Raw genomic sequence first — 20,207 nt, 5'->3', positions numbered from 1 at the left:
CCAGTGAGGATTATTTTGCTTGGACCGCCGGGAGCCGGAAAGGGAACGCAGGCTCACCACATCAGTCTTCATTACCAGATTCCCCATATTTCCACGGGAGACATCTTTATGCGCAACATCACCCAGGGAACAGCCCTGGGAATGCAGGCCAAGACTTATATGGATCAGGGCCAGCTGGTGCCGGATGAACTGACGGTGAAGCTGGTGGAGGATCGTCTCCATGAGCCTGACTGTCACGAAGGTTTCTTGCTGGATGGCTTTCCCCGGACGGAGAACCAGGCGAAGATCCTGTGCGCCCTTCTGGAAGCCCAGAAGGAGCAGCTGGATGCCGCCCTTCTCATTGATGTTCCTGAGAGCCTCATCCGGGAACGGATGCCGGGTCGTCGGATCTGCCCCCATTGCGGCGCCACCTATCATGTCCAGTTTAACCCGCCCCAGGTGGAGGGTATCTGTGACAAATGCCAGGAAAACCTGATCCAGCGCAAGGATGACCGGCCAGAGGCAGTGGAAGCCAGACTTGTGGTTTACACCACCCAGACGGCACCCCTCATTGCTTTCTTCAAGGAGAAGCACCTTCTCCTTCGGGTGGATGGCACCCGGGAAATTGATGAGGTGGAACGGGAGATACGAAAACTTCTGGATCCGTTAGTCTAAAAGCAAAGCCCTGCATTTCTGCAGGGCTTGTATTATTAGGGGAGAAGAAAGATCATCCCTTCATAGGGATGGAAGGTCACGTCGTCTCCTTCCTCCCGGGGGCGGTAGTTCCCCAGCAGGTATTTCCGGGAACGGAATTCTGGCGTAAAAGTGAGGGTGGTCTTCTTGCCGCTGAGGTTGAGGGCCACTAGAAGTCGCTGTTCTCCAATTTCCCGCAGATAGACCATGACCTGGGGATGGCTGCGAAGAAGACTTTTGAAGGACCCTTGACGGAGGGCAGGGTACTCCTGCCGAAGGGCAGTGAGTTTCCGGTAGAAGTCCAGGAGGGAGTTTTCCTTCTTTTCCTCATCCTCTACATTGATGTAGCTGAAGTTGGGGTTCACCGTGATCCAGGGCTTCACGGAGGAGAATCCGCCGAAGTTTTCCGCGGACCACTGCATGGGCGTCCGGGCATTGTCCCGGGACATACTGCTGACGATGCGCCGGGCCATACCCTTAGGCAGGTGCATCCGTTCCTGAAGGATCCGGTAGGCATTGAGGGCTTCATAATCCTTCCATTCCTCCGGTTCCAGCGGGCAGTTGGTCATTCCGATTTCTTCCCCCTGGAAAAGGACGGGGGTGCCCCGGAGGGTAAAGCTTAGCATGGCCAGGAGTTTGGCGGATTTTCTTCGGTACAGCTTGTCATCGCCAAATCGGGAGACCTGCCGAGGCTGATCATGATTGGAAAGGGCAATGCCTTGCCAGCCGCCTAGCCCTTGTATACGGGTTTGTCCGTCTTCCAAAAGACGTTTGAGATCCCGGGCCTCCCAGCGGTAGAATTTCCGAAAGTCAAATTTCCCCAAGGGACCGCAGCCCAGAAGATGGATCTCGCTGGGGAACATGAGATCCAGTTCCTTGGCCCCAGGACGGGTATAGGCGCTAAGATCCTCCTGCGTCACCAAAAAGCCTTCCCCCAGGGTGATGGCCTCGGGGTAATGATCCAGCACTTCCCGGCGCATTTCCTGGAGATAAACGTGGCTCATGGGCAAAGACACCACATGGTCAAAGGGAAACTGAAGGGGTTTTCCGTTCCCTGCATCGGGAAGGCCCGTGGCTTTACTGATGGCGTTGATGACATCCATGCGAAAACCCGCAATGCCCTTCTCCAGCCAAAACCGCATGACGGCATAGATCCCCTGACGAACGCCCAGATTTTCCCAGTTGAGGTCGCATTGCCTGGGGGTAAAGAGGGTGAGATAATACTCCTGGCTCTTCTGATCCCATTGCCAGGCTTCGTCACCGAAAGCGCTCATCCAGTTATTGGGGGGCAGGCGCTTCCCCCGGGGACCGCTCTTTCCTTTTCGGAAGAAATAGTACTGGCGCTGAGGGGAATGGGGATCCGCCAGCGCTTTTTGAAACCAGGGGTGGCGGTCCGAGGTATGGCTGGCCACCAGATCCATGAGGATCTCCATGTGGCGGCGCTTGGCTTCCCGAATCAGCTCTTCCATATCCTCCATGGTGCCATATTCAGGATTGATCTGGTAATAATCCGTCACATCATAGCCATAATCGGCATTTTCTGTGGCATACACTGGAGAAAGCCAAAGGGTGTCCACCCCCAGACTCTGGAGATAGTCCAGCTTTTCGATGATGCCGTTGAGATCGCCTATGCCATCGTCATTGGAGTCCTTGAAGGAACGGGGCCAGATCTGATAGATGATACGTTCCTGGAAATTTCGCATGATTTTCCTCCCTTGGGGTGGGTGATCTTACTTTCATTATAGCAAAGGTTTTCCTCTCTGCCGTACCTTCCTGAAATATTCCTGCTTCGCCCAGAAGGGCGGAAACCCCGCCCAGGGGCGGCTTCGGATAGGGGATCTGTCAAAGGCTGTGGGGAGGATTTGAAATTGAGTCTCAACTGTTTTATAATGTACCCTATGATCAAAATGAAAGTAGGTTCGGATATGAACATTAATGAAGCCCTGGAGGCTCTTCAGGGATTGCAGAAATTTGGAAGCATCTTGGGTCTGGAACGGATCCAGGAACTCCTTCGACGGCTCGGGGATCCCCAAAAATCCCTGAAGTTCGTCCACGTGGCGGGAACCAACGGGAAAGGCTCCACCGTGGCCTTCCTCAGTCAGATACTTCAGGAAGCGGGATATCGGGTAGGCATGTATACCTCCCCAGGCCTCATGGGTTTCCAGGACAGAATCCGCGTGGGGGGAGAAAACATCACCGATGAGGCCCTGATCCGGCTCACGGAAAGGGTTCTTTCCACCATGGAGGCCATGGTCAGCGAGGGCCTTTCCTCGCCCACGGAGTTTGAGGCGGTCACGGCCCTGGCATTTCTCTATTTTCTGGAGAAACAGTGTGATGTGGTGGTGCTGGAAGTGGGGCTGGGCGGAAGGCTGGACTCCACCAACGCCATCGATGCGCCCCTGGTCAGCGTGATTACCCCGGTGGATTATGACCACATGGAGATCCTCGGAAACACCCTGGGCGAAATCGCTGGGGAGAAGGCCGGAATCCTCAAGAGTGGGACAGTCCTGGTGCTCCATCCTCAACAGGAGGAGGCGGACCGGGTTATTCGCGCCCGCGCTCGGGAACTGGATATTCCCGTCCACAGCGTCCTCACGGGGCAGGCCCTGCCCATATCCCGACAACTGGAAGGACAGCGCTTTTCTTTAGCCGGGGAAAGCTTCACCCTAGGAATCCTGGGCGATCACCAGATCGCCAATGCCCTCACGGCCATGGCCGCCGTCCGCGTGCTGGAGGAAAAAGGGTTCACGGTCTCCCATGAGGCGCTGAAAAAGGGGCTGGCCAACGCCCGATGGGGTGGCCGCTTCGAGGTGCTTTCCACAGAACCTCCCGTTCTTGCCGATGGTGCCCATAATCCCCAAGGGGCAAGGGTCCTGGCGGAAAATCTCAAGAACTATTTTCCCGGCAGGCAGGGCATTTTCATCATGGGGGTGCTGGCCGACAAAGACTTTGACGCCATGATCGAGGCTGTGCTGCCCTATTCCAAGGGCTTCCTTACGGTGACCCCCAAGAATAACCGGGCACTGAAGGCGGAGCTTCTGGCCGCGGCCATAGAGATGCGGGGAAAGTCGGCCAAGGCCATGGCCTCCGTGGAAGAAGCATTAGCGGAAGCGCGGCGCATGATGGAGCCCTCGGACTATATCGTCTTCTTTGGGTCCCTGTACACCATGGCGGAAATCCGAAGCCTGTTCCTTTCCTAACTGGCCTTTCATCATCTTGACAGCAACTTGTCATTTTCGTGTAACCCATGGAAGAATCTCCGCGGGTATACTGAAGATAACGAAAACCCATGCAGGAATTTTCGAAAAAGGAAGTGCATGATCATGAAAAAACTGCTTACCGCCATCAGTCTTGTGATGCTGGTCCTCTTTGCAGTTTCCTGTGCCGGAAAAGTTACCCCGGAAACCCCAGCGGAATCTCCTGCAGCAGAAACCCCGGAGGAAACCCCTGTGGAGACCCCCGCAGAGACCCCGGAGGTGGAGCCGAAGACTCTGACCATCGATGAGCTTTACCCGTTCACGGCCAATGTGGAGCGCATCTACGAGGGGGAGGGCAATGAGTTTGCCGCCCTCACGGAATATGTGGATTTTCTGGAAGGAAACCGCATTCAGATTCGGCGCAGCAACGGAGGCACCGAAATCGTCTATGTATTGGAAAAAACCGCAGATCAGCTGGTGGAAGTGTTCCAGCAAGCCGAAACCTACTACAAGGAAAATTTCCTGAAGAAGGATGCTGCAAGCCCCAAGATCTGGCTCAAGGCCCCCATTGCTGTGGGAACGACCTGGTCAAGCGTTGCCGGCGAAACCAGCACCATTACGGCGCTGGATAAGGAACTGAATCTGCCCTACGGATCCGTGAAGGCCGTGGAAGTGACCACGGTATCTCCCCAGGGAACGACAAAAACCTATTTCGCCAAGGATCTGGGTTTGGTGAAGATCCTTACGACGGGAGAGGGCTATGAGGTTTCCTCTTCGCTGAAGGAAATAAATCCCAATCAGCCCCGGGTGAAGGTGGTCAATTTCTATTATCCCAATGCCAAGGATGAGAAGATTTTCCTTTATCGCAAGAACATCACCTTCCAGACCAATGATATTCCGCGGAACCTGCTCGTGGCTGCCTACAAAGAACTGCCGGCAGAGGCCGTAGGCGTACTCACGGCCAACACCAAGGTGAACTCCCTCTACCTCAATAATGACGGCATGGTGTACGTGGATCTCTCCCAGGACTTCCTCACGGAGATGAATCTGGGCTCCGGCTTCGAAGCGTTGGTTCTCCAGTCCTTAGCCAATACCTTTGGCGACTACTATGGAAGAGACAAGGTAATTCTCACCATCGACGGCAAGACCTATGAGTCCGGTCACATTATTCTGGACAAGTTCGAACCGCTGCAGGTGAACTATGACAGCATTGTCGACATGAATTAAGGTGTTGAAAATCCCCGGGACCGGGCTTTAAGCCCGGCATCGGGGATTCTCTTATGCCCAGAATTAAATTTGATGCTATTTAATCGGAGGCAAATCCTTTTCCTGTGGTATAATGGGGGAAGAATTACATCTAGGGGAGGAAATCATGCACACGAATACCGAAAAGAAATCCGTTTTTCAGAATAAAGCCGTCGTCATTCTCTTGGCGGTATTTTGTTCCATCCTTTGGGGAAGCGCCTTCCCTGTCCTCAAAATTACCTACCGAGAAATGTCCATGGCCGGAGACGACCTTTACGGGAAGATCCTCATCGCCGGCATCCGGTTCACCCTAGCGGGGCTCCTGATCCTCGTCTATGCCGCCGTGACCATGAAGGAACAGCTAAAGATCCGCACTCGGCGCGATTTTGGCCGGCTTCTTTTATTGGGTCTCGTCCAGACGTCCCTGAACTATTTCTTTTTCTACACGGGAGTCGCCAATACCACCGCCTCCAAAGGGGCCATCATTAGTTCCCTTTCAAATTTTCTCGTCATTATCCTCGCCCACTTCATCTACCGCAATGACAAGCTCAACCGGAACAAGATCTGGGGGATTCTCTTTGGACTCCTGGGGGTGCTCATCGTCAATATGGGCACGGGGCTGGATGCCCGCTTCACCTTCACCGGGGAGGGCTTCATGTTTATCTCCGTGGCCACGGGGGTTCTGGCAAGCTTCATGGTGAAGGCCTACAGCTCCACCATGCATCCGGTGCTTCTTTCCGCCTACCAGCTGGTTCTGGGGGGAGGGGTCATGCTCCTGGCTGCCCTTTTCGGAAACTACGAGGGGTTAACCCTGACCCCCTTAGCGGGAGGACTTCTTCTCTATTCCGCGCTGCTTTCCGCCGTGGCCTTTACCCTCTGGTATATCCTTCTCAAGTACAACAAGCCTGGGGAGATCACCATGTTCCGCTTCCTCATTCCGGTATCCGGGTCCCTGCTCTCGGTAATTTTCCTCAAGGAAAAACTGACCCTGCAGGTGGTGCTGTCTCTTCTGGCCATCATCGTAGGCATCATCCTCGTGAATCGGGAAGTCCCGGGGCAGAAGCGTTAACCCGAAGAAGAGCGCAAAAAAACAGGATTCCGAGGAATCCCATCGATGATCCTGAATGGAGGCTTTAGGGCCTCTTTTTTTGTGCTCTTTTCCCGAGACAGCAGAACTTCCTGGAGGAACCAAAGGGCGGTTAGGGGAAGGGCCGCTGAAAAACTGCCCCATCGGGTATTTGGGTGTAAGAAGGGAGAGGAGTGGATTCCCCAGCGCTGAAAATCAGCTGATTTTGCCCCACACGAAAGACAAAGCGGTATTGTTCATCATCGGTGGTGAGGATCAGCTGTTCCTTTTCCTGGGTAAATGTACCTTGGGCCAGATAACTGCTTAAGGGGCTGGTCATGAAGAAAAAGTGGTGATCTTCCTTTAGGGTAACCGCGGGCTTGATCACTTCAGTGGAAGCGGAAAACTCATACTTTCCCAGGGGTACGCCCGAGGGTTTGGGGGAGCCTAAGCAACCGGTGAGGAGGAGAAGGGGGAGAAGGAAGAGGACGGCAGCTTGAACAATCCGTCGCATGGGCAGGTCTCCTTTCATGGCACAAGAAAGGTTCATCCATCAGTAGTGCTAGTTTAGATGCCCGCCAGGCGCCAAAGGGACAGCACTAAAGTGTAGGCCAGGGGAACGAGGAGGGCGGGGAGCATGTTGGAGATTTTCAGCTTGGTGCCGAACACCATATTGATGCCCAGGCCCAGGATCATGATTCCGCCTACGCCGGAAATCATGGTGATGGTTTCCGGGGTCATGAGGGGCTTCAGGAGATTGGCAAAGAGGGCGATGGTTCCTTGGTAAAGGAGCACGGAGAAGCCCGAGAGCAGCACCCCAAAGCCCATGGTGGAGCTGAAGATCACAGCCATGATCCCGTCCAGGATGGATTTGGCGAAGAGCGTCCCGTGGCTGTTGGCCAGGGTGCTTTCAATGGTGCCGATGATGGCCATGGAACCGATGCAGAAGAGAAGGGTGGCGGTGAGAAAACCGTCTTTGACCTTTCCGTCGTAAATTTTGTTTACCAGAGTTTCCACATGACCGCTGAGGATTTCCAGCCTTCCCTCGATATTGATGATTTCCCCCAAGAGGGTTCCCAGGGCCATGGACAGAATGACCACCAGGGAGTTTTTCACCTGCAGGACGCCGGCGATGCCCAGATACATGACACAGAGCCCCAAAACCTTGAATAGGCTATAGCCGATGTCCTGGTTAATTCGCTTCTTGAAGATCATGCCCAGGAGACTGCCCACAACAATGGCAAAAAAGTTAACAATGGTTCCAATCAAAATATGCACCTCATCCTATTTCAAAATCAGCAGATAGTATACGACATAGATCCAGCTCAAGAGACCGTGGATAATGGCCCAGAGCACCGACTGGTGAAGACTCCAGCTGATGACCATGGCCAAACCCGTGCCCATGGTGATGCCGCTGCGGATCACTTCGCCTTTTTTCATGGGGATTCCTCCTTCCAAGGAATTTGTCTTTCAAACATTATAGCTCAAAAACCAGGCTTTGTTCACGAAATTTCAAGGTTTTTCCGATTCTGGAAGATAACCCTTGAAAAGCAAATTATGTTAATATATTATCAATTTAAGGGGTGGATGAATGATGACAGAATTTCAACAGGAAGAGTGGAAGGGATCTGCAGATCTGCAGCATATCCTGGATCATATGACCTTTATTGCCCGGGATTTCATGCAGATTCAGTGTCTGGATTCCTTATGCCTTGTGGACCGAAGAGGGACGGTACTATTTTGTGCGGGGAAAAATGGACTCCAGAACGACAAAGCCGGCAGAGGCGAAATGACCAAATGCCTGGAAACCCATCCTGAAATTCTCCAGGAAATCAAGGAGAGCATACGCCAGGGGGAAAAACGAAAAAGAGTGCTGGAAAGTCCCCTGACGGTTCTGGCTATCCCTCTGGAAGGGCCGAGAAAAGCCATGGGAGCCATGGTTCTCACCTACAGGGCAGAGGGACACAGCGAATCCGTCTGCGCCGTGGATTCTCTTTTTCAGGACCTGGTGGGTATCCATATTCTCCGGTATCAGGGAGAGGATCAAAAGGAGAATCTGGCAAAATGCAACGCTCGGCTGAAAAGCCTGGAGGATTATGAAAAGTTTGCCATCCTGGCAGCGGGGGAGAAGTTCCACTGGAACATCACGTCCATGGCCAAGGAACTGGAGATCGGACGAAACACCCTGTACAATAAAATGAAACGGTTGGGCATCAGCTGACCCACTGTGCGAAAAGTGTACAAAAGCAGAAAAATAGGTTTGTTAATTAACAAATACTTGAAAATATGTTAGAATAAAGACAAGCTAAGAAATTAGCTCCCATATGAAGGGTGGAAATACCCCTACCCTTTTGTTAAATATACTGTTTCCCTAGGCGGACCTGAGCAATCAGGTCCGCTTCCCTTTGTTCGCCAAAGGGTTTCAGTCTTCAAAAATCTCCATAAGAATGCGACCGTCGGGATCCGAAAGCCGGGTACCCAGGCTGTGGGCAAAGGTGGGGCCTTCATCGATGAGACTCATGGTTGGGATCCGCACGCCAGAACGGATCCCTTTGCCCCAGGCAAAGAATACCGTCTGATAGTCGGGTTTTTCGGGGTCAAAGCCATGGGTGGACCAGCCCTTGGCGTCATTTTCCGGGGAGTGCTCCCTTCGGGAGGTCAGGGCAGGCTGCGTATGGCTGTCGTGGAAATGGTATCCGCGGCGAGCCTCCAGCATGAAGGTGCAGTGGCGGTTAGCTCCTCGGGCCTTCGCTTCCTGGGCGCTGAGGATCCGTTCAATGCCGAAGTCCTCCCGCTGGGCAAGATCGGTGAGGATTTTCTCCACCCGGGATTTCAGCCCCTCATCCTGGGGATCGGCAAGATACACATAGGCGGAGCCGTCCTGGCTGTGGACATAGGCGTCATACTGGATGATTTTCTGCCCTCGGGTCTTCAGGAGTCCCTTGGCTTTCAGGACGGAGTTCAGGTGCATGGTATGGTTCACGGGAATCTGGTCATGGTCTCCGAGGACAAACAAGGTGGTGTCCGGGGTTCGCCCTTCCTTGTCCAGGAATGAAAAGATGGCCTGGAGCCGCCGGTCATAGCTAAGGAGCGCTTCCTGGGCTTCCTTGGAGTCATAGCCGTGGTGATGGCGCATGGCATCCAGTTCCACGAAGTGAACCATGAGGACATCCGGCTTCTTTTCCTTCAGCGTCCACAGGGCGCTGGCCAGGACAAAATCGTCCAGCTGCGGCTGGGCGATCCCTTGCCGAAGGTGGCCGAATTTACGGTTCAGGGCCAGCTCATAGTCCGGAGTGCCGTTTTGCAGGGAGACCAGGATCTGGTTCTGCCATGGGCGATTGGGGAAAATTTCCGGGAGATTCCAGGTAATGCGGGATTTTCCGGTGACGGGCCAGAGAAGAGCGCTCACGGTGAGACCCTTTCGCAGGGCGGCATCGTAGAAAGTATCCGCCTTGATCCGGTCCCGGGTCCAGTTCCAGTCGGGGCTTTCCCGACCGGGCTGCAGGAGCGTGTTGGACACCACCCCGTGATTCATGGGGAGTTTACCCGTGGAAATGCTCGTGTGGCAGGGATAGGTGAGGCTGGGATAGACGGAGTTTACCCGGTCGCACCAGGAAGCCTTCTCCATGAGCCGGGAGAATCCCGGCTGGGCCTTCAGAACGGCCAGATCTCGGCTGCCCAGGGCATCAAAGGAGAGAATGATCGTCTGCTGTTTATTCATATGCGATAGCGCGAAGCGCTGTTTCACCTCCAGGTCAAAGGATTGGAGAAACTATATCACAGGAAGTCTAAGGAATACTGAAAAGATGGTGAATAATTTGAAAACATGGGGAGAGAAAGGGCGATGCGGTCTTCTTTTGGTATAATGGAGACAGATTCAAATTAAGGACAGGGGGAGAAAGCCATGACCGTTTTGGGAAGTTCCTGGGATCAGTTTCTGGGGGAGGAGCTGAAGAAAGACTATTTCCGCCAGCTCAAAGCATTTTTAGCAGAAGAGTATGCGGAAGGCGAGGTGTACCCGCCGAAGAATCGGATTTTTGAAGCTTTTCGGCGAACAGACTACCCGGACGTCAAAGTGGTGATTCTGGGGCAGGATCCCTATCACGGGAAGGGACAGGCCGATGGTCTGGCATTTTCCGTGGCCCCGGGAGTTCCACTGCCGCCGTCCTTACGTAATATTTTCAAGGAGCGGGAGAGCGATCTGGGACTTCCCCTGCCCAGCCACGGCTCCCTGGAAGCCTGGGCCGATGCAGGGGTGCTTCTCCTCAACACCGTCCTCACGGTGCGTCAGGGGGAGGCAAACTCCCATGGGGGGAAGGGATGGGAAACCTTCACCGATGAAGTGATCCGCTGCCTTTCCAGCCGATGGGACCCGGTGGTGTTTCTCCTCTGGGGGAATGCGGCCCAGGCCAAGAAGGAGCTCATTTCCTTCCGGCATACCATCATCACTTCGCCTCATCCCAGCCCCTTGTCGGCCCATCGGGGTTTTTTTGGGTCCCGTCCTTTTTCCCGGGCTAATGAAGCTCTGGAAAAAGAGGGGAAAGCGCCCTTGTCCTGGATTACGGTCCCATGAGAAAAGAACGGTTTTCGTCATGAAAACCGTTCTTTTTGCTGTTCTTTGATTATAAGGCGGCAAAGCGCTTGGCGGAGACGCTCTTCAGCAGGAAATGGAGAAGGAGCACCAGGATCAGGAGCCCCAGGAACCCGGCCATGAAGACCACGAAGGGGGTGGGGGTGAACTTGATCCCCAGGAAGACGCAGAGCGCCGTGAGGCCAAAGCCCAGGAACATATGGATCATGGAGTTCAGATTCTGCTTTACGGCTTTTTGCTCCATGTCCCAGTTCAGTTTCGGCCAGAGTACGTCCAGGAGGATCCCCAGCTGATTGATGGCAATGGAGGCTAGGACCACCAGCACGAAGGAACCCAGGATAAAGAGCGGATCCACGGGAATCAGGGCAAAGATCAGACCGTAGAAGATGACCACGGCAATGACTTCCACATAGAAGGAGCTGAGGATCTTCGCATAGATCTGCTGCATATAGGACACAGGAATGTACTTGATGACATAGAAGTTCTTTCCTTCCCGGGAGATGGCCGTGGAGGAGATGATATTCAGGGAGGCCAGGGTGAAGGCAGCACCCAGAATGATCATGAGGAGCGTACCCTTATCCACATCCTTGGCCATGGCCAGGACGGTTTTGATGTCTTCCCCGTCTTCTGTCGTCCCCACCAGCATGGGGATCAGGAAGAAGAGGGGATAGATGAGGCTGATGAGGATACAGTTGAGGAAATAAACGGGGGTGCGGTAGACCAGCTTCAGTTCCTTCAGCGAGTAGGAGAAGAGCACGGAACGCTTGGAGGTTCCTTTCTTCAGTTCGCTGACGGTGAGCACCTTACGGTTGGCCTGGGATTCGGAGATCCCTGTGACACCCTTGAAGTAGAGGGCATTGCCCAGGAAGTAGAAGGCCACGAGAGCTACTGCCGTAAGGCCGATCATGATGAGGATATCGAGAATGCCGCTTTTTGGGCTGATGAGGGCTTCCAGAGCATAATGGCTCGTGGGGAATACCCATCCTGTGACTTTGAAGAGGGGCAGATCCCCTAAACCGCCAATCATGGGATTGGAGCCTTCGGACATGGTTCCGGCCAGATACTGGATCCCGAAGTTGAACCCCAGGGCCATGAAGAGGCTGAGAATTCCGGCGATCATGTTGAAGCGGTCACGATTCTTGAACTTATTGGAAAAGCGCATGACCACCATGGCTAGGGCTGAAGCCACCACCAGGGGGAATACGGGAATGAGGAGAAGGGCAAGGATCATGTACACGAAGTACAGAACACCGGCAGAATCCTTTACGCCGTATATGGTCAGCATGGGGAGGAAGAAGATGAGGATGATGAAATACTCGTAGATCAGCGAAACCAGAAATTTCGCGGAGAGGATTTCACCAGCTTTCACGGGGAGGTACAGGTAATTGTCCACATCCCGGGAAAAATAGAAGATGTTCATGACGGAAAAGAGCCCGAACATGAAGACCATGATGCCGGCAGATGGAATGAGAAGCCGGAGAATGAGAGACTGCATCTCCATGACGGAGAGGGCATCGTACATCTGCACCACCAGGGTACCCATGCTGAAGCCCATGAGGAGGGCCAGTCCCAGAATGAGGACGGCTGAACCCAGCCGCGTGCTGAAAAAGGAGTTTTTCTTGGTTCTGGAGGATCCGGTGAGGTTATTCAGGGTCTCGTCGTTGCGGAACATGGCCTGGGTGAGTACTAGGAGATTACTCTTCATCGCTGGTCATCTCCAGGAATATTTTCTCCAGACCCTCATTTTCACTGACCAATCCCCTCAGCTCATCCATGGTTCCGCAGAACATGAGCTTTCCTTTGTTGATGATGCCTACGCGGTCGCAGACTTTTTCCGCCACATCCAGGACGTGGGTGGAGAAGAAGACCACATTGCCCTTGTCGGCGTGTTCCCGCATCATTTCCTTCAGGTAGTAGGAGGATTTGGGGTCCAGGCCGGTCATGGGTTCATCCAGGACCCAAAGGCTGGGATCGTGGATGAGGGCGCCCATGAGGATCATTTTCTGGCGCATGCCGTGGGAATAGCTGGAAATGTAGTCTCCCAGGGCGTTTTCCATATCGAAGCGCTTGGAGAGATCCTTGATTCGCTCCTGGCGAAGGGTGCTGTCCACATTGTAGACATCGGCCATGAAGTTCAGGTATTCCAGTCCCTTCAGCCGAAGGAAAATATCCGGATTATCCGGAACGAAGCCGAACTGGCGTTTGTAGTTCAGGGGATCCTGGGTGATGGAGATATCATTGAGAATAATTTCGCCGGCATCGGGGCTGGTGATTCCCGTGATCATCTTGATCGTGGTGGTCTTCCCGGCGCCGTTGGGGCCAAGGAATCCGAAGATTTCACCGGGCTTCAGCTCCAGCGTCAGGTTGTCCACGGCCTTCAGCTTTCCGCCGTACACCTTGGTGACATTTTTAATCTGAATCATACTTTTTTTGGCTCTCTAAATTTGGAGAGTCTTCCTCCTTTTTGTGGCTTTGCCGAAATGTCACGGAAAGACAAACTTTCCGTCGGGGCAAAGGCTTGTAGCACTATAACATTGCTATATGACTGCCCTGAGTATAACAAATGAGATTCCGAGTGTAAAGTCAAAAAAGTAACAATGTTAAGACGATTTTTTTCGGACGGGAAAGGAGCAGGATGGATGCTCCTGCTCCTAGGGTTTCCTTATTTGTTTTTCAGAAGATCCCGAATTTCAGTGAGGAGCAGCTCCTCTTTCGTGGGAGCTGGGGGAGCTGCGGGTTCTTTCTTTTTGAATTTTTCAATGAGACGAATCATAACAAAAATGGCAAAGGCGACAATGAGGAAATTCACCACAGCTTGAATGAATGCGCCGATCATGATGGGCGTGCCGTTGACCGTGAAGCTGAGTGCCGTAAAATCCGGGACAGCAAAGATGGCTCCGATGAGGGGCATGACCAGATCTTTCACGAATGAGGTGACGATGGCCCCAAAAGCTCCGCCGATAATCACCGCCACCGCCAGATCCAGTACATTTCCTTTGACGGCGAAGGCTTTAAAGTCCTGCAAAAACTTTTTCATAAATAACCTCCTTTTATTTTCTGATATTTCAATTATAACATAGTCCCGGGGAAAGAAAAACGGGGAAGACCGCGGAAGATCGGGGGGTTGACGAGGCAGACCATAGTCGCAGGGACTCCCGGTGTGGTATACTGAACTATAAAAGATTGGTAAGTTTTTCCCTATTGGAAATACCGCTTCAGGGTATTTTCAGGAAGATCTGCCATACTGGATTTTAAACGTTGGAGTTGCAGACGATTTGGTGAAGGCGGGGCATGATTATGGAAGAAAAACACAGCGGAAAACTTGGTTATTTTGTACGGGAATGGGTGATCCCGGTGCTCACGGCCTTGGTTTTGGCCTGGCTGATCAATACCTTTTTGATCTTCCGCATCGAAGTGCCCACAGGATCCATGATTCCCACCATCAACAAGAATGACAAGATTTTTGTGCTCAAAGTGTATAACCGGGATAACTTCAAGCGCGGAGACATTCTGGTTTTCCGTTCGAAAGAAGAGGATGGGATGCTGCTCATTAAACGCGTCATCGGCGTTGGCGGCGATCATGTGGAGCTGAAAAATGGATTGCTCTATATCAACGGGGAACACATCGAAGAACCCTATGTGGTCAATAATTTGGACTTTTCCGGAACCTATGATGTGCCGGAGGGCACGCTCTTTTTTCTGGGAGACAACCGGGCCACCTCGCGGGACGCCCGCTACTGGGAGAATCCCTACATCAGTGTGGAGGATGTCCTGGGCAGGGGAGGACTTCGGGTTTATCCCTTGAATAATTTTGGATTTTTGAAATAGTCCCCTGGCGGGAAAGAGGAGCCTCGGCTCCAGAAGGAGGAACCCATGACCCTTGCACAATATTTGGAACAGCATAAAGAAGAGATGATTCGCGACGTGCTCCGCCTGGTGGCCACGGAATCCGTGCGCTCCGAAGGAAAGCCCGGAATGCCCAGCGGCGAGAAAGTCCACCAGGTACTCCAGGAGACCCTGGAACTGGCGAAGAGCCATGGACTGAAGACCTTCCATGTGGATGGTCATGCCGGAGTGGTGGAATACGGCGAAGGGGAGGACTATGTGGCGGTGCTGGGGCATCTGGATGTGGTCCCGGCAGGTGACGGTTGGAGCAAAAATCCCTTGGGCGAAGTTACAGAGGATAAACTCTACGGCCGGGGAACCATGGATGACAAAGGACCCATGGTGGCCGCCCTTTACGGCCTTATCGCTATCAAAGAACTGCAGATTCCCCTGAAGCACCGGATCCGCCTGATCTTCGGAACCAGCGAGGAAACGGGAGGACCGGACATCGAGAAGTATCTGGAGCAAGAGAAGCAGCCCGTGGCGGGCTTTACCCCCGATGCGGATTTTCCCGCCATCAATGCCGAAAAAGGCATCCTTGTCATTCGGCTCAGCAAGAAGCTCGAAGAGTCTCCGTTGAAAGCCCTGAAAGGCGGCAAGGCCGTGAATATGGTGCCGGATTTTGCCTCCTATACCCTTCGACTGGGGGAAAGCCTGAAGACCGATACCTTCGCAGGCGTTTCCGCCCACGGCAGCACGCCGCACCTGGGTGAAAATGCCATTTCCAAAATGCTTGAAGATCTGGTGAACCGGGAAGAGCTTCAGCCGATTAAGAACACTTTAAGTGTCCTTTGGTACAATCTTTGCCAAGACCTGGATGGTCATGCCATGGGCATCGCTTTGGAAGACGAAGCCTCCGGAAAACTGGTGCTGAATCTCGGGAAGATCGCCCTGCAAGAGGATGTGCTGGCCGCGGAGATCAACATCCGCTATCCGGTGACCTACAAGATGAATGACGTGACAGACAACATCAAAACCATTTTCGAATCCCAGGGATTCCAGATGGAGATCCTGCAGCACGATGCTCCTCTCTACTATCCGCAGGATGCGGATCTGGTGGTCAAACTCATGGACGTCTACACCCGGGAAACGAGAGATCAGCGTCCGCCGTTAGCCATCGGGGGAGGGACCTACGCCAAGATGATGAAGAACATCGTCGCCTTCGGACCGCAGCTTCCAGGCAGACCCGATACCATTCATCAGGTGGATGAGTATATCCTCCTTGAGGATCTCATGACCTGTGCGAGAATATATGCCAATGCCATGGTAGAACTGGCAAAATAGGAGGCAGTCGATGAACAGCAATAACAACAAGCCTGGGAAAAATAAGAATATCAAATTTTATATTATCTATTTTCTCAGTGTGCTCGTCATGGTCACAGTGTTCAATATCTTTGCGGATGACCTGAGAAACAAGGAACAGACATACAATCAGTTTACCAACGCCATCGAAGAAGGCCGAGTGGCAAAGATCCGCTTGGATGAATCCCAGCGCAAGTTTGAGTACTCCATGAAATCGGGAGACGAACTGGCCGGATTTACCCTCTATACGGGGCAGCTCAGCAACGATCAGGATATCCACAAGCTGATCCTGGAAAAGGAAATCCCCTTTGAAGTGGCCACGGTGCAAGTGGCTAACCCCATCCTGTCCCTTCTCGTGTCCTGGATTCTTCCCTTGGGGCTGCTGCTCTTTTTGGGCAACTACATCATGAAGTCCATGGACAAGCGTGGTGGCGGCATGATGTCCTTTGGCAAGAACACGGCCAAGCTCTATGAGAGCGATACGGGGGTCACCTTCAAGGATGTGGCCGGACAAGAAGAAGCCAAGGAATCCCTCATCGAGATTGTGGATTTCCTCCACAATCCGAAAAAATATGTGAGCATCGGCGCCAAACTGCCCAAGGGTGCACTGCTGGTGGGCCCTCCGGGTACCGGAAAAACCCTCTTGGCCAAGGCTGTGGCCGGTGAGGCCAAGGTGCCGTTCTTCTCCCTCTCCGGCTCCGCCTTCGTGGAGATGTTCGTCGGCATGGGCGCTGCCCGTGTCCGGGACCTCTTCAAGGAAGCCATGGCCAAAGCCCCCTGCATCATCTTCATCGATGAGATCGACGCCATCGGCAAATCCCGCGAAACGGGCGGATACGGCGGCAATGACGAGCGGGAACAGACCCTGAATCAGCTCCTGGCGGAAATGGACGGCTTTGATTCCTCCAAGGGAATCGTCATTCTGGCGGCCACCAACCGACCGGAAGTGCTGGACAAGGCTCTGCTTCGACCAGGCCGGTTCGACCGCCGCATCATCGTGGACGCGCCTGATCTGAAGGGCCGGGAAGCGATTCTTAAAGTTCATTCCAAAGACGTGAAGATGGGTGACGATGTGGATCTTTTGGATATCGCCAAGGGAACCCCCGGCGCCGTCGGTGCGGATCTGGCCAACATCATCAATGAGGCCGCACTGCGGGCGGTGAAAAACGGCCGTCAGTTTGTGAAGCAGGAAGACCTGCAGGAGTCCATTGAAGTGGTCATCGCCGGTCAGCAGAAAAAAGACCGGATCATGTCGCCGAAGGAAAAGCGGATCGTGGCTTTCCATGAAATCGGCCATGCCTTAGTGGCCGCCATGCAGAAAAATACCGATCCAGTGCTAAAGATCACCATCATTCCCCGCACCATGGGTTCCTTAGGGTACACCATGCAGGTGCCGGAGGATGACAAATACCTCATGAGCAAGGAAGAAATGCTGCAGGAAATCAGCATCCTCTTTGGCGGACGTTCGGCAGAAGAAGTGGAGTTCGACTCCATCACCACCGGTGCTTCCAATGATATCGAACGGGCGACCAATCTTGCCCGCCGCATGATTACGCTCTACGGCATGAGCGACACCTTCGACATGATGGCTGCCGAGTCCGTGCGCAATCAGTACCTGGACGGCCGCACCGTCATGAACGTCAGCGACCGCACCGCAGCCCTGGTGGACGAGGAAACCCTGAAGATCATCAAGGAATGCCATGCCCGCGCAAAAACCATCCTGCTGGAAAACCGCGAACTCATGACTCAGCTGGCGGAGATCCTTCTGGAGAAGGAAACCATCACGGGTCAGGAATTCATGGCCGTGGTTCGGGAGTTTAAGGGACCGGATTTCGGACTCACCAAAGCCGAACTGAAAGCCCGGGAGGAGAAGGCTCTGGCCCAGGAGGAAAATGAACATTCCGCCCTGGAAGAGATCATCACCGAAGAACCGGAGGTTCAGCCTGCGGTTTCGGAAGAGGAACCCCAAGGGGAAACTTCGGAACCAACGGAAGAGAAAAACGAATAGGACTGACCGACTAGATCAGCAGGATAGCCGTAATCGTGAGGATTGCGGCTATCCCTTTGGAGGAAAAATGAAAGAATTTAATTTAGAACTGCCCCAGAACGAACTGGTGCTGGAAGAAGCTTATTTGGCTCGGGTTATTGGCTATATTCAGGAGGAAATCCTTCGCAATACCCAGAAAAAACGTCAGGTTTACGATGAGATCATCGAGTACCGCAAAGGACAGCTGGATGAGTACCGCAGCGATGAGGACAAACAGATCGACTACTTTGACCATGAACGTTACGTTCAGGAGGAATCCTTCAAGTCCGTGGAAAAGCGCCTCACCGAGCTGACGGAGCTGGCAGGAACCCCTTACTTTGGCAAAGTGCTGTTTCGGGAAAAGGGAGCAGAAGAAGAGGGGATCTACATCGGCAAATATGGTCTGGTGGATGAAGAATCCTATGACCCCCTCATCATCGACTGGCGGGCCCCCATCGCCTCCCTCTTCTACAAGGGATCCCTGGGCCGGGACAAGTATCAGGCCCCTTTGGGGGATGTGGAAGTGGACATCACGAAGCGGCGTCAGTTTCTTATTCGTGACGCTGAGCTCCACGGGGTCTTTGACACCGAGTCCGATGTCCGGGATGAGATTTTGCTGGAAGTGCTCTCCTCCAACGTGGGAAAGAAGCTGAAGGACATCATCATGACCATCCAGGAGGAGCAGGACAAGATTATCCGCGACCGTCGAGAAGGGGTTGTGGTGGTCAATGGCGTGGCCGGCAGCGGAAAAACCTCCATTGCGCTCCATCGCACCGCCTATCTTCTTTACAACCATCGTAAGCTTTTGGAGAACAAGGTCCTCATTCTGGGTCCCAACAACATGTTCATGGACTACATCGCCCAGGTTCTGCCGTCCCTCGGAGAGGGAGGTGTCCACAACAACACCTTCAAGGACCTGGCTTTAAGCCTTCTAAATTATCATGGCCCCATCTTCATGGGCGAGGACTATACCGAGGCCCTCATCTCCGGCGATGAGGAGCTCATGGAAGACACCCGAAAGAAACGCAGTGCCGCTTTCCAGGAAGCCCTGGAGCAGCAGGTGGACATCACCGAAAGGACCTATTTTGAGTTCCGGGAGATCCGGTTCCAGGAGGTGGTCCTCATGGATGCCGAGGAAATGGAGCGGATCCTGCTTCGGGATTTCAAGCATATGCCTTTCTTCAAGCGGGCAGAGCGTCTGAAGCGCATGCTGGCGAAGCGGCTCAAGGATGCCCGTGATGTGAAAAGACTTGCCATCGACAAGAAATATGAAGAACTTCGAAAGAAGATGAAGGCATCCGGCGAGGATACCAGTGAGTGGCGAAACATGCGCCGTACGGACATTCGCCGACTCATGGCCCAGGTGAGCCTGGCAAGAGACACTTTCCGGGAATTTGCCCAAGGCGACTACTTCAACGCTTATGTTCCCTTTAAAACCTTTGATTTTCTCACGGAGGCGGATATCGCCCCCATGCTCTACCTCAAGCATCGGCTCCATGGGGTGAAGCTGCCCTTTACGGTGCAGCACCTGGTGCTGGATGAAGCCCAGGAATACTCCCTGCTCCACTTCAAGGCCCTGAAGGAAATCACCGGCTGCACCTCCATGACCATCGTGGGCGATGTCAACCAGATGATTCTGGCCGGCGAAAGCCCCATGAAGGATCTGAGCAGCGTCTTTGACCAGGTGCGTCCTTACCACCTGACCCGGAGCTACCGCTCCACCTTTGAGATCATGGACTTCGCCAATCGTTTCCTGAAGGAAAACAAGATCGTGCCCCTGGTGCGAAACGGAAAACCGGTGACGGAGCATCTGGAGGTGGATCTGGATGCCGCCGTGGACCTTATTGCCCAGACGGTGGAAAATTACCGTCGGGATAACCTGGATACCGTGGGGATTCTCACCCGGGATATGGAAACCACCCGGCAGCTGCACCGGCTGCTGCGCAAAAAGATCAATGTAAAGCTCATCGACTCCGAGGATGCGCTCCTCAAGGGTGACCTCTACATTATGCCTGCCTATTTTGCCAAGGGGCTGGAATTTGACGGGGTGATCATGGCGGAAAAAGCTTCGGGTGATGCCGAAGAGTCCCTCATTCACTACATCATGGCCACCCGGGCTCTCCATGAGCTCACCCGGATTACCTTCCGGGATCTCCATTTCTATTAAGCGATAAGAGAAGACAGCATAAAAGAGGCCGTTTCCAGGATCATCCCCGGAAACGG

18 protein-coding genes are annotated in these 20,207 nt (G+C 53.5%); 10 read left to right on the top strand and 8 right to left on the bottom strand.

Annotated elements, in window-relative coordinates; translation table 11 throughout:
- The first annotated feature begins 3 nt into the window (after positions 1-3).
- Positions 4-654, top strand: coding sequence for an adenylate kinase (locus tag KCG48_RS07760; protein ID WP_211801067.1), 651 nt, complete (start codon positions 4-6; stop codon positions 652-654).
- Positions 655-689: 35 nt separating this feature from the next.
- On the opposite strand, the gene KCG48_RS07755 is transcribed toward KCG48_RS07760, so the two are convergent.
- On the bottom strand, positions 690-2,375 hold the full coding sequence (locus tag KCG48_RS07755) for a glycoside hydrolase family 13 protein (RefSeq protein ID WP_211801066.1): 1,686 nt from the start codon (positions 2,373-2,375) through the stop codon (positions 690-692).
- Positions 2,376-2,597: 222 nt separating this feature from the next.
- Here KCG48_RS07755 and KCG48_RS07750 point away from each other — a divergent pair, with 222 nt between their 5' ends.
- From KCG48_RS07750 to KCG48_RS07740, 3 genes are all read left to right on the top strand, one after another.
- A complete protein-coding gene (locus KCG48_RS07750) occupies positions 2,598-3,872 on the top strand; it encodes a bifunctional folylpolyglutamate synthase/dihydrofolate synthase (RefSeq protein ID WP_211801065.1) in 1,275 nt (424 codons plus the stop codon).
- Positions 3,873-3,995: 123 nt separating this feature from the next.
- A complete protein-coding gene (locus KCG48_RS07745) occupies positions 3,996-5,096 on the top strand; it encodes a GerMN domain-containing protein (protein ID WP_211801064.1) in 1,101 nt (366 codons plus the stop codon).
- Between the two features lie 145 nt (positions 5,097-5,241).
- Positions 5,242-6,183, top strand: a complete 942-nt coding sequence (locus tag KCG48_RS07740; RefSeq protein WP_211801063.1) for a DMT family transporter — start codon at positions 5,242-5,244, stop codon at positions 6,181-6,183.
- 130 nt (positions 6,184-6,313) lie between these two features.
- On the opposite strand, the gene KCG48_RS07735 is transcribed toward KCG48_RS07740, so the two are convergent.
- Genes KCG48_RS07735 through KCG48_RS07725 form a run of 3 tightly spaced genes read right to left on the bottom strand, consistent with a single transcriptional unit; the run spans position 6,314 to position 7,620 of the window.
- On the bottom strand, positions 6,314-6,694 hold the full coding sequence (locus tag KCG48_RS07735) for a hypothetical protein (protein WP_211801061.1): 381 nt from the start codon (positions 6,692-6,694) through the stop codon (positions 6,314-6,316).
- A 53-nt stretch (positions 6,695-6,747) separates the two neighbouring features.
- The gene (locus KCG48_RS07730; RefSeq protein ID WP_211801059.1) at positions 6,748-7,449 is read right to left on the bottom strand and encodes a DUF554 domain-containing protein; all 702 of its coding nucleotides are present in this window, start codon (positions 7,447-7,449) and stop codon (positions 6,748-6,750) included.
- Between the two features lie 15 nt (positions 7,450-7,464).
- Entirely contained in the window at positions 7,465-7,620 is a 156-nt protein-coding gene (locus KCG48_RS07725) for a hypothetical protein (protein ID WP_211801058.1), read from the bottom strand.
- A gap of 151 nt (positions 7,621-7,771) precedes the next feature.
- On the opposite strand from KCG48_RS07725, the gene KCG48_RS07720 reads away from it, so the two are divergent.
- Positions 7,772-8,401: a helix-turn-helix domain-containing protein gene (locus tag KCG48_RS07720; RefSeq protein WP_211801056.1), complete on the top strand. Its 630-nt coding sequence runs from the start codon at positions 7,772-7,774 to the stop codon at positions 8,399-8,401.
- Positions 8,402-8,602: 201 nt separating this feature from the next.
- On the opposite strand, the gene KCG48_RS07715 is transcribed toward KCG48_RS07720, so the two are convergent.
- The gene (locus KCG48_RS07715) at positions 8,603-9,901 is read right to left on the bottom strand and encodes an alkaline phosphatase family protein (RefSeq protein ID WP_211801054.1); all 1,299 of its coding nucleotides are present in this window, start codon (positions 9,899-9,901) and stop codon (positions 8,603-8,605) included.
- 183 nt (positions 9,902-10,084) lie between these two features.
- On the opposite strand from KCG48_RS07715, the gene ung reads away from it, so the two are divergent.
- Complete coding sequence (gene ung / locus KCG48_RS07710) at positions 10,085-10,753, top strand: uracil-DNA glycosylase (protein WP_211801052.1); 669 nt, start codon at positions 10,085-10,087, stop codon at positions 10,751-10,753.
- A 49-nt stretch (positions 10,754-10,802) separates the two neighbouring features.
- Here ung and KCG48_RS07705 read toward each other — a convergent pair whose 3' ends face one another.
- The 3 genes from KCG48_RS07705 to mscL form a co-directional block, all read right to left on the bottom strand.
- A complete protein-coding gene (locus KCG48_RS07705; RefSeq protein ID WP_211801050.1) occupies positions 10,803-12,476 on the bottom strand; it encodes a putative ABC transporter permease subunit in 1,674 nt (557 codons plus the stop codon).
- On the bottom strand, positions 12,466-13,194 hold the full coding sequence (locus KCG48_RS07700) for an ABC transporter ATP-binding protein (protein ID WP_211801048.1): 729 nt from the start codon (positions 13,192-13,194) through the stop codon (positions 12,466-12,468). The genes KCG48_RS07705 and KCG48_RS07700 overlap by 11 nt, the downstream gene beginning before the upstream one ends.
- A gap of 239 nt (positions 13,195-13,433) precedes the next feature.
- Complete coding sequence (gene mscL / locus KCG48_RS07695) at positions 13,434-13,808, bottom strand: large-conductance mechanosensitive channel protein MscL (protein WP_211801047.1); 375 nt, start codon at positions 13,806-13,808, stop codon at positions 13,434-13,436.
- Between the two features lie 254 nt (positions 13,809-14,062).
- Here mscL and lepB point away from each other — a divergent pair, with 254 nt between their 5' ends.
- From lepB to KCG48_RS07675, 4 genes are all read left to right on the top strand, one after another.
- Positions 14,063-14,599: a signal peptidase I gene (lepB, locus tag KCG48_RS07690; protein ID WP_211801046.1), complete on the top strand. Its 537-nt coding sequence runs from the start codon at positions 14,063-14,065 to the stop codon at positions 14,597-14,599.
- 45 nt (positions 14,600-14,644) lie between these two features.
- A complete protein-coding gene (locus KCG48_RS07685; protein ID WP_211801045.1) occupies positions 14,645-15,940 on the top strand; it encodes a Sapep family Mn(2+)-dependent dipeptidase in 1,296 nt (431 codons plus the stop codon).
- Between the two features lie 10 nt (positions 15,941-15,950).
- The gene (gene ftsH, locus KCG48_RS07680; RefSeq protein WP_230977050.1) at positions 15,951-17,966 is read left to right on the top strand and encodes an ATP-dependent zinc metalloprotease FtsH; all 2,016 of its coding nucleotides are present in this window, start codon (positions 15,951-15,953) and stop codon (positions 17,964-17,966) included.
- A gap of 67 nt (positions 17,967-18,033) precedes the next feature.
- Positions 18,034-20,151 (top strand): HelD family protein, encoded by a 2,118-nt coding sequence (locus KCG48_RS07675; RefSeq protein ID WP_211801044.1) that lies wholly within the window; start codon positions 18,034-18,036, stop codon positions 20,149-20,151.
- The last annotated feature ends 56 nt before the right edge of the window (positions 20,152-20,207 follow it).

The sequence above is a fragment of the Proteiniclasticum sediminis genome, assembly GCF_018128025.1.
Lineage (GTDB): Bacteria > Bacillota > Clostridia > Clostridiales > Clostridiaceae > Proteiniclasticum > Proteiniclasticum sediminis.
The sequence above is the reverse complement of the archived record's forward strand: the minus strand, read 5'-3'. Positions and strand labels throughout refer to the sequence as shown.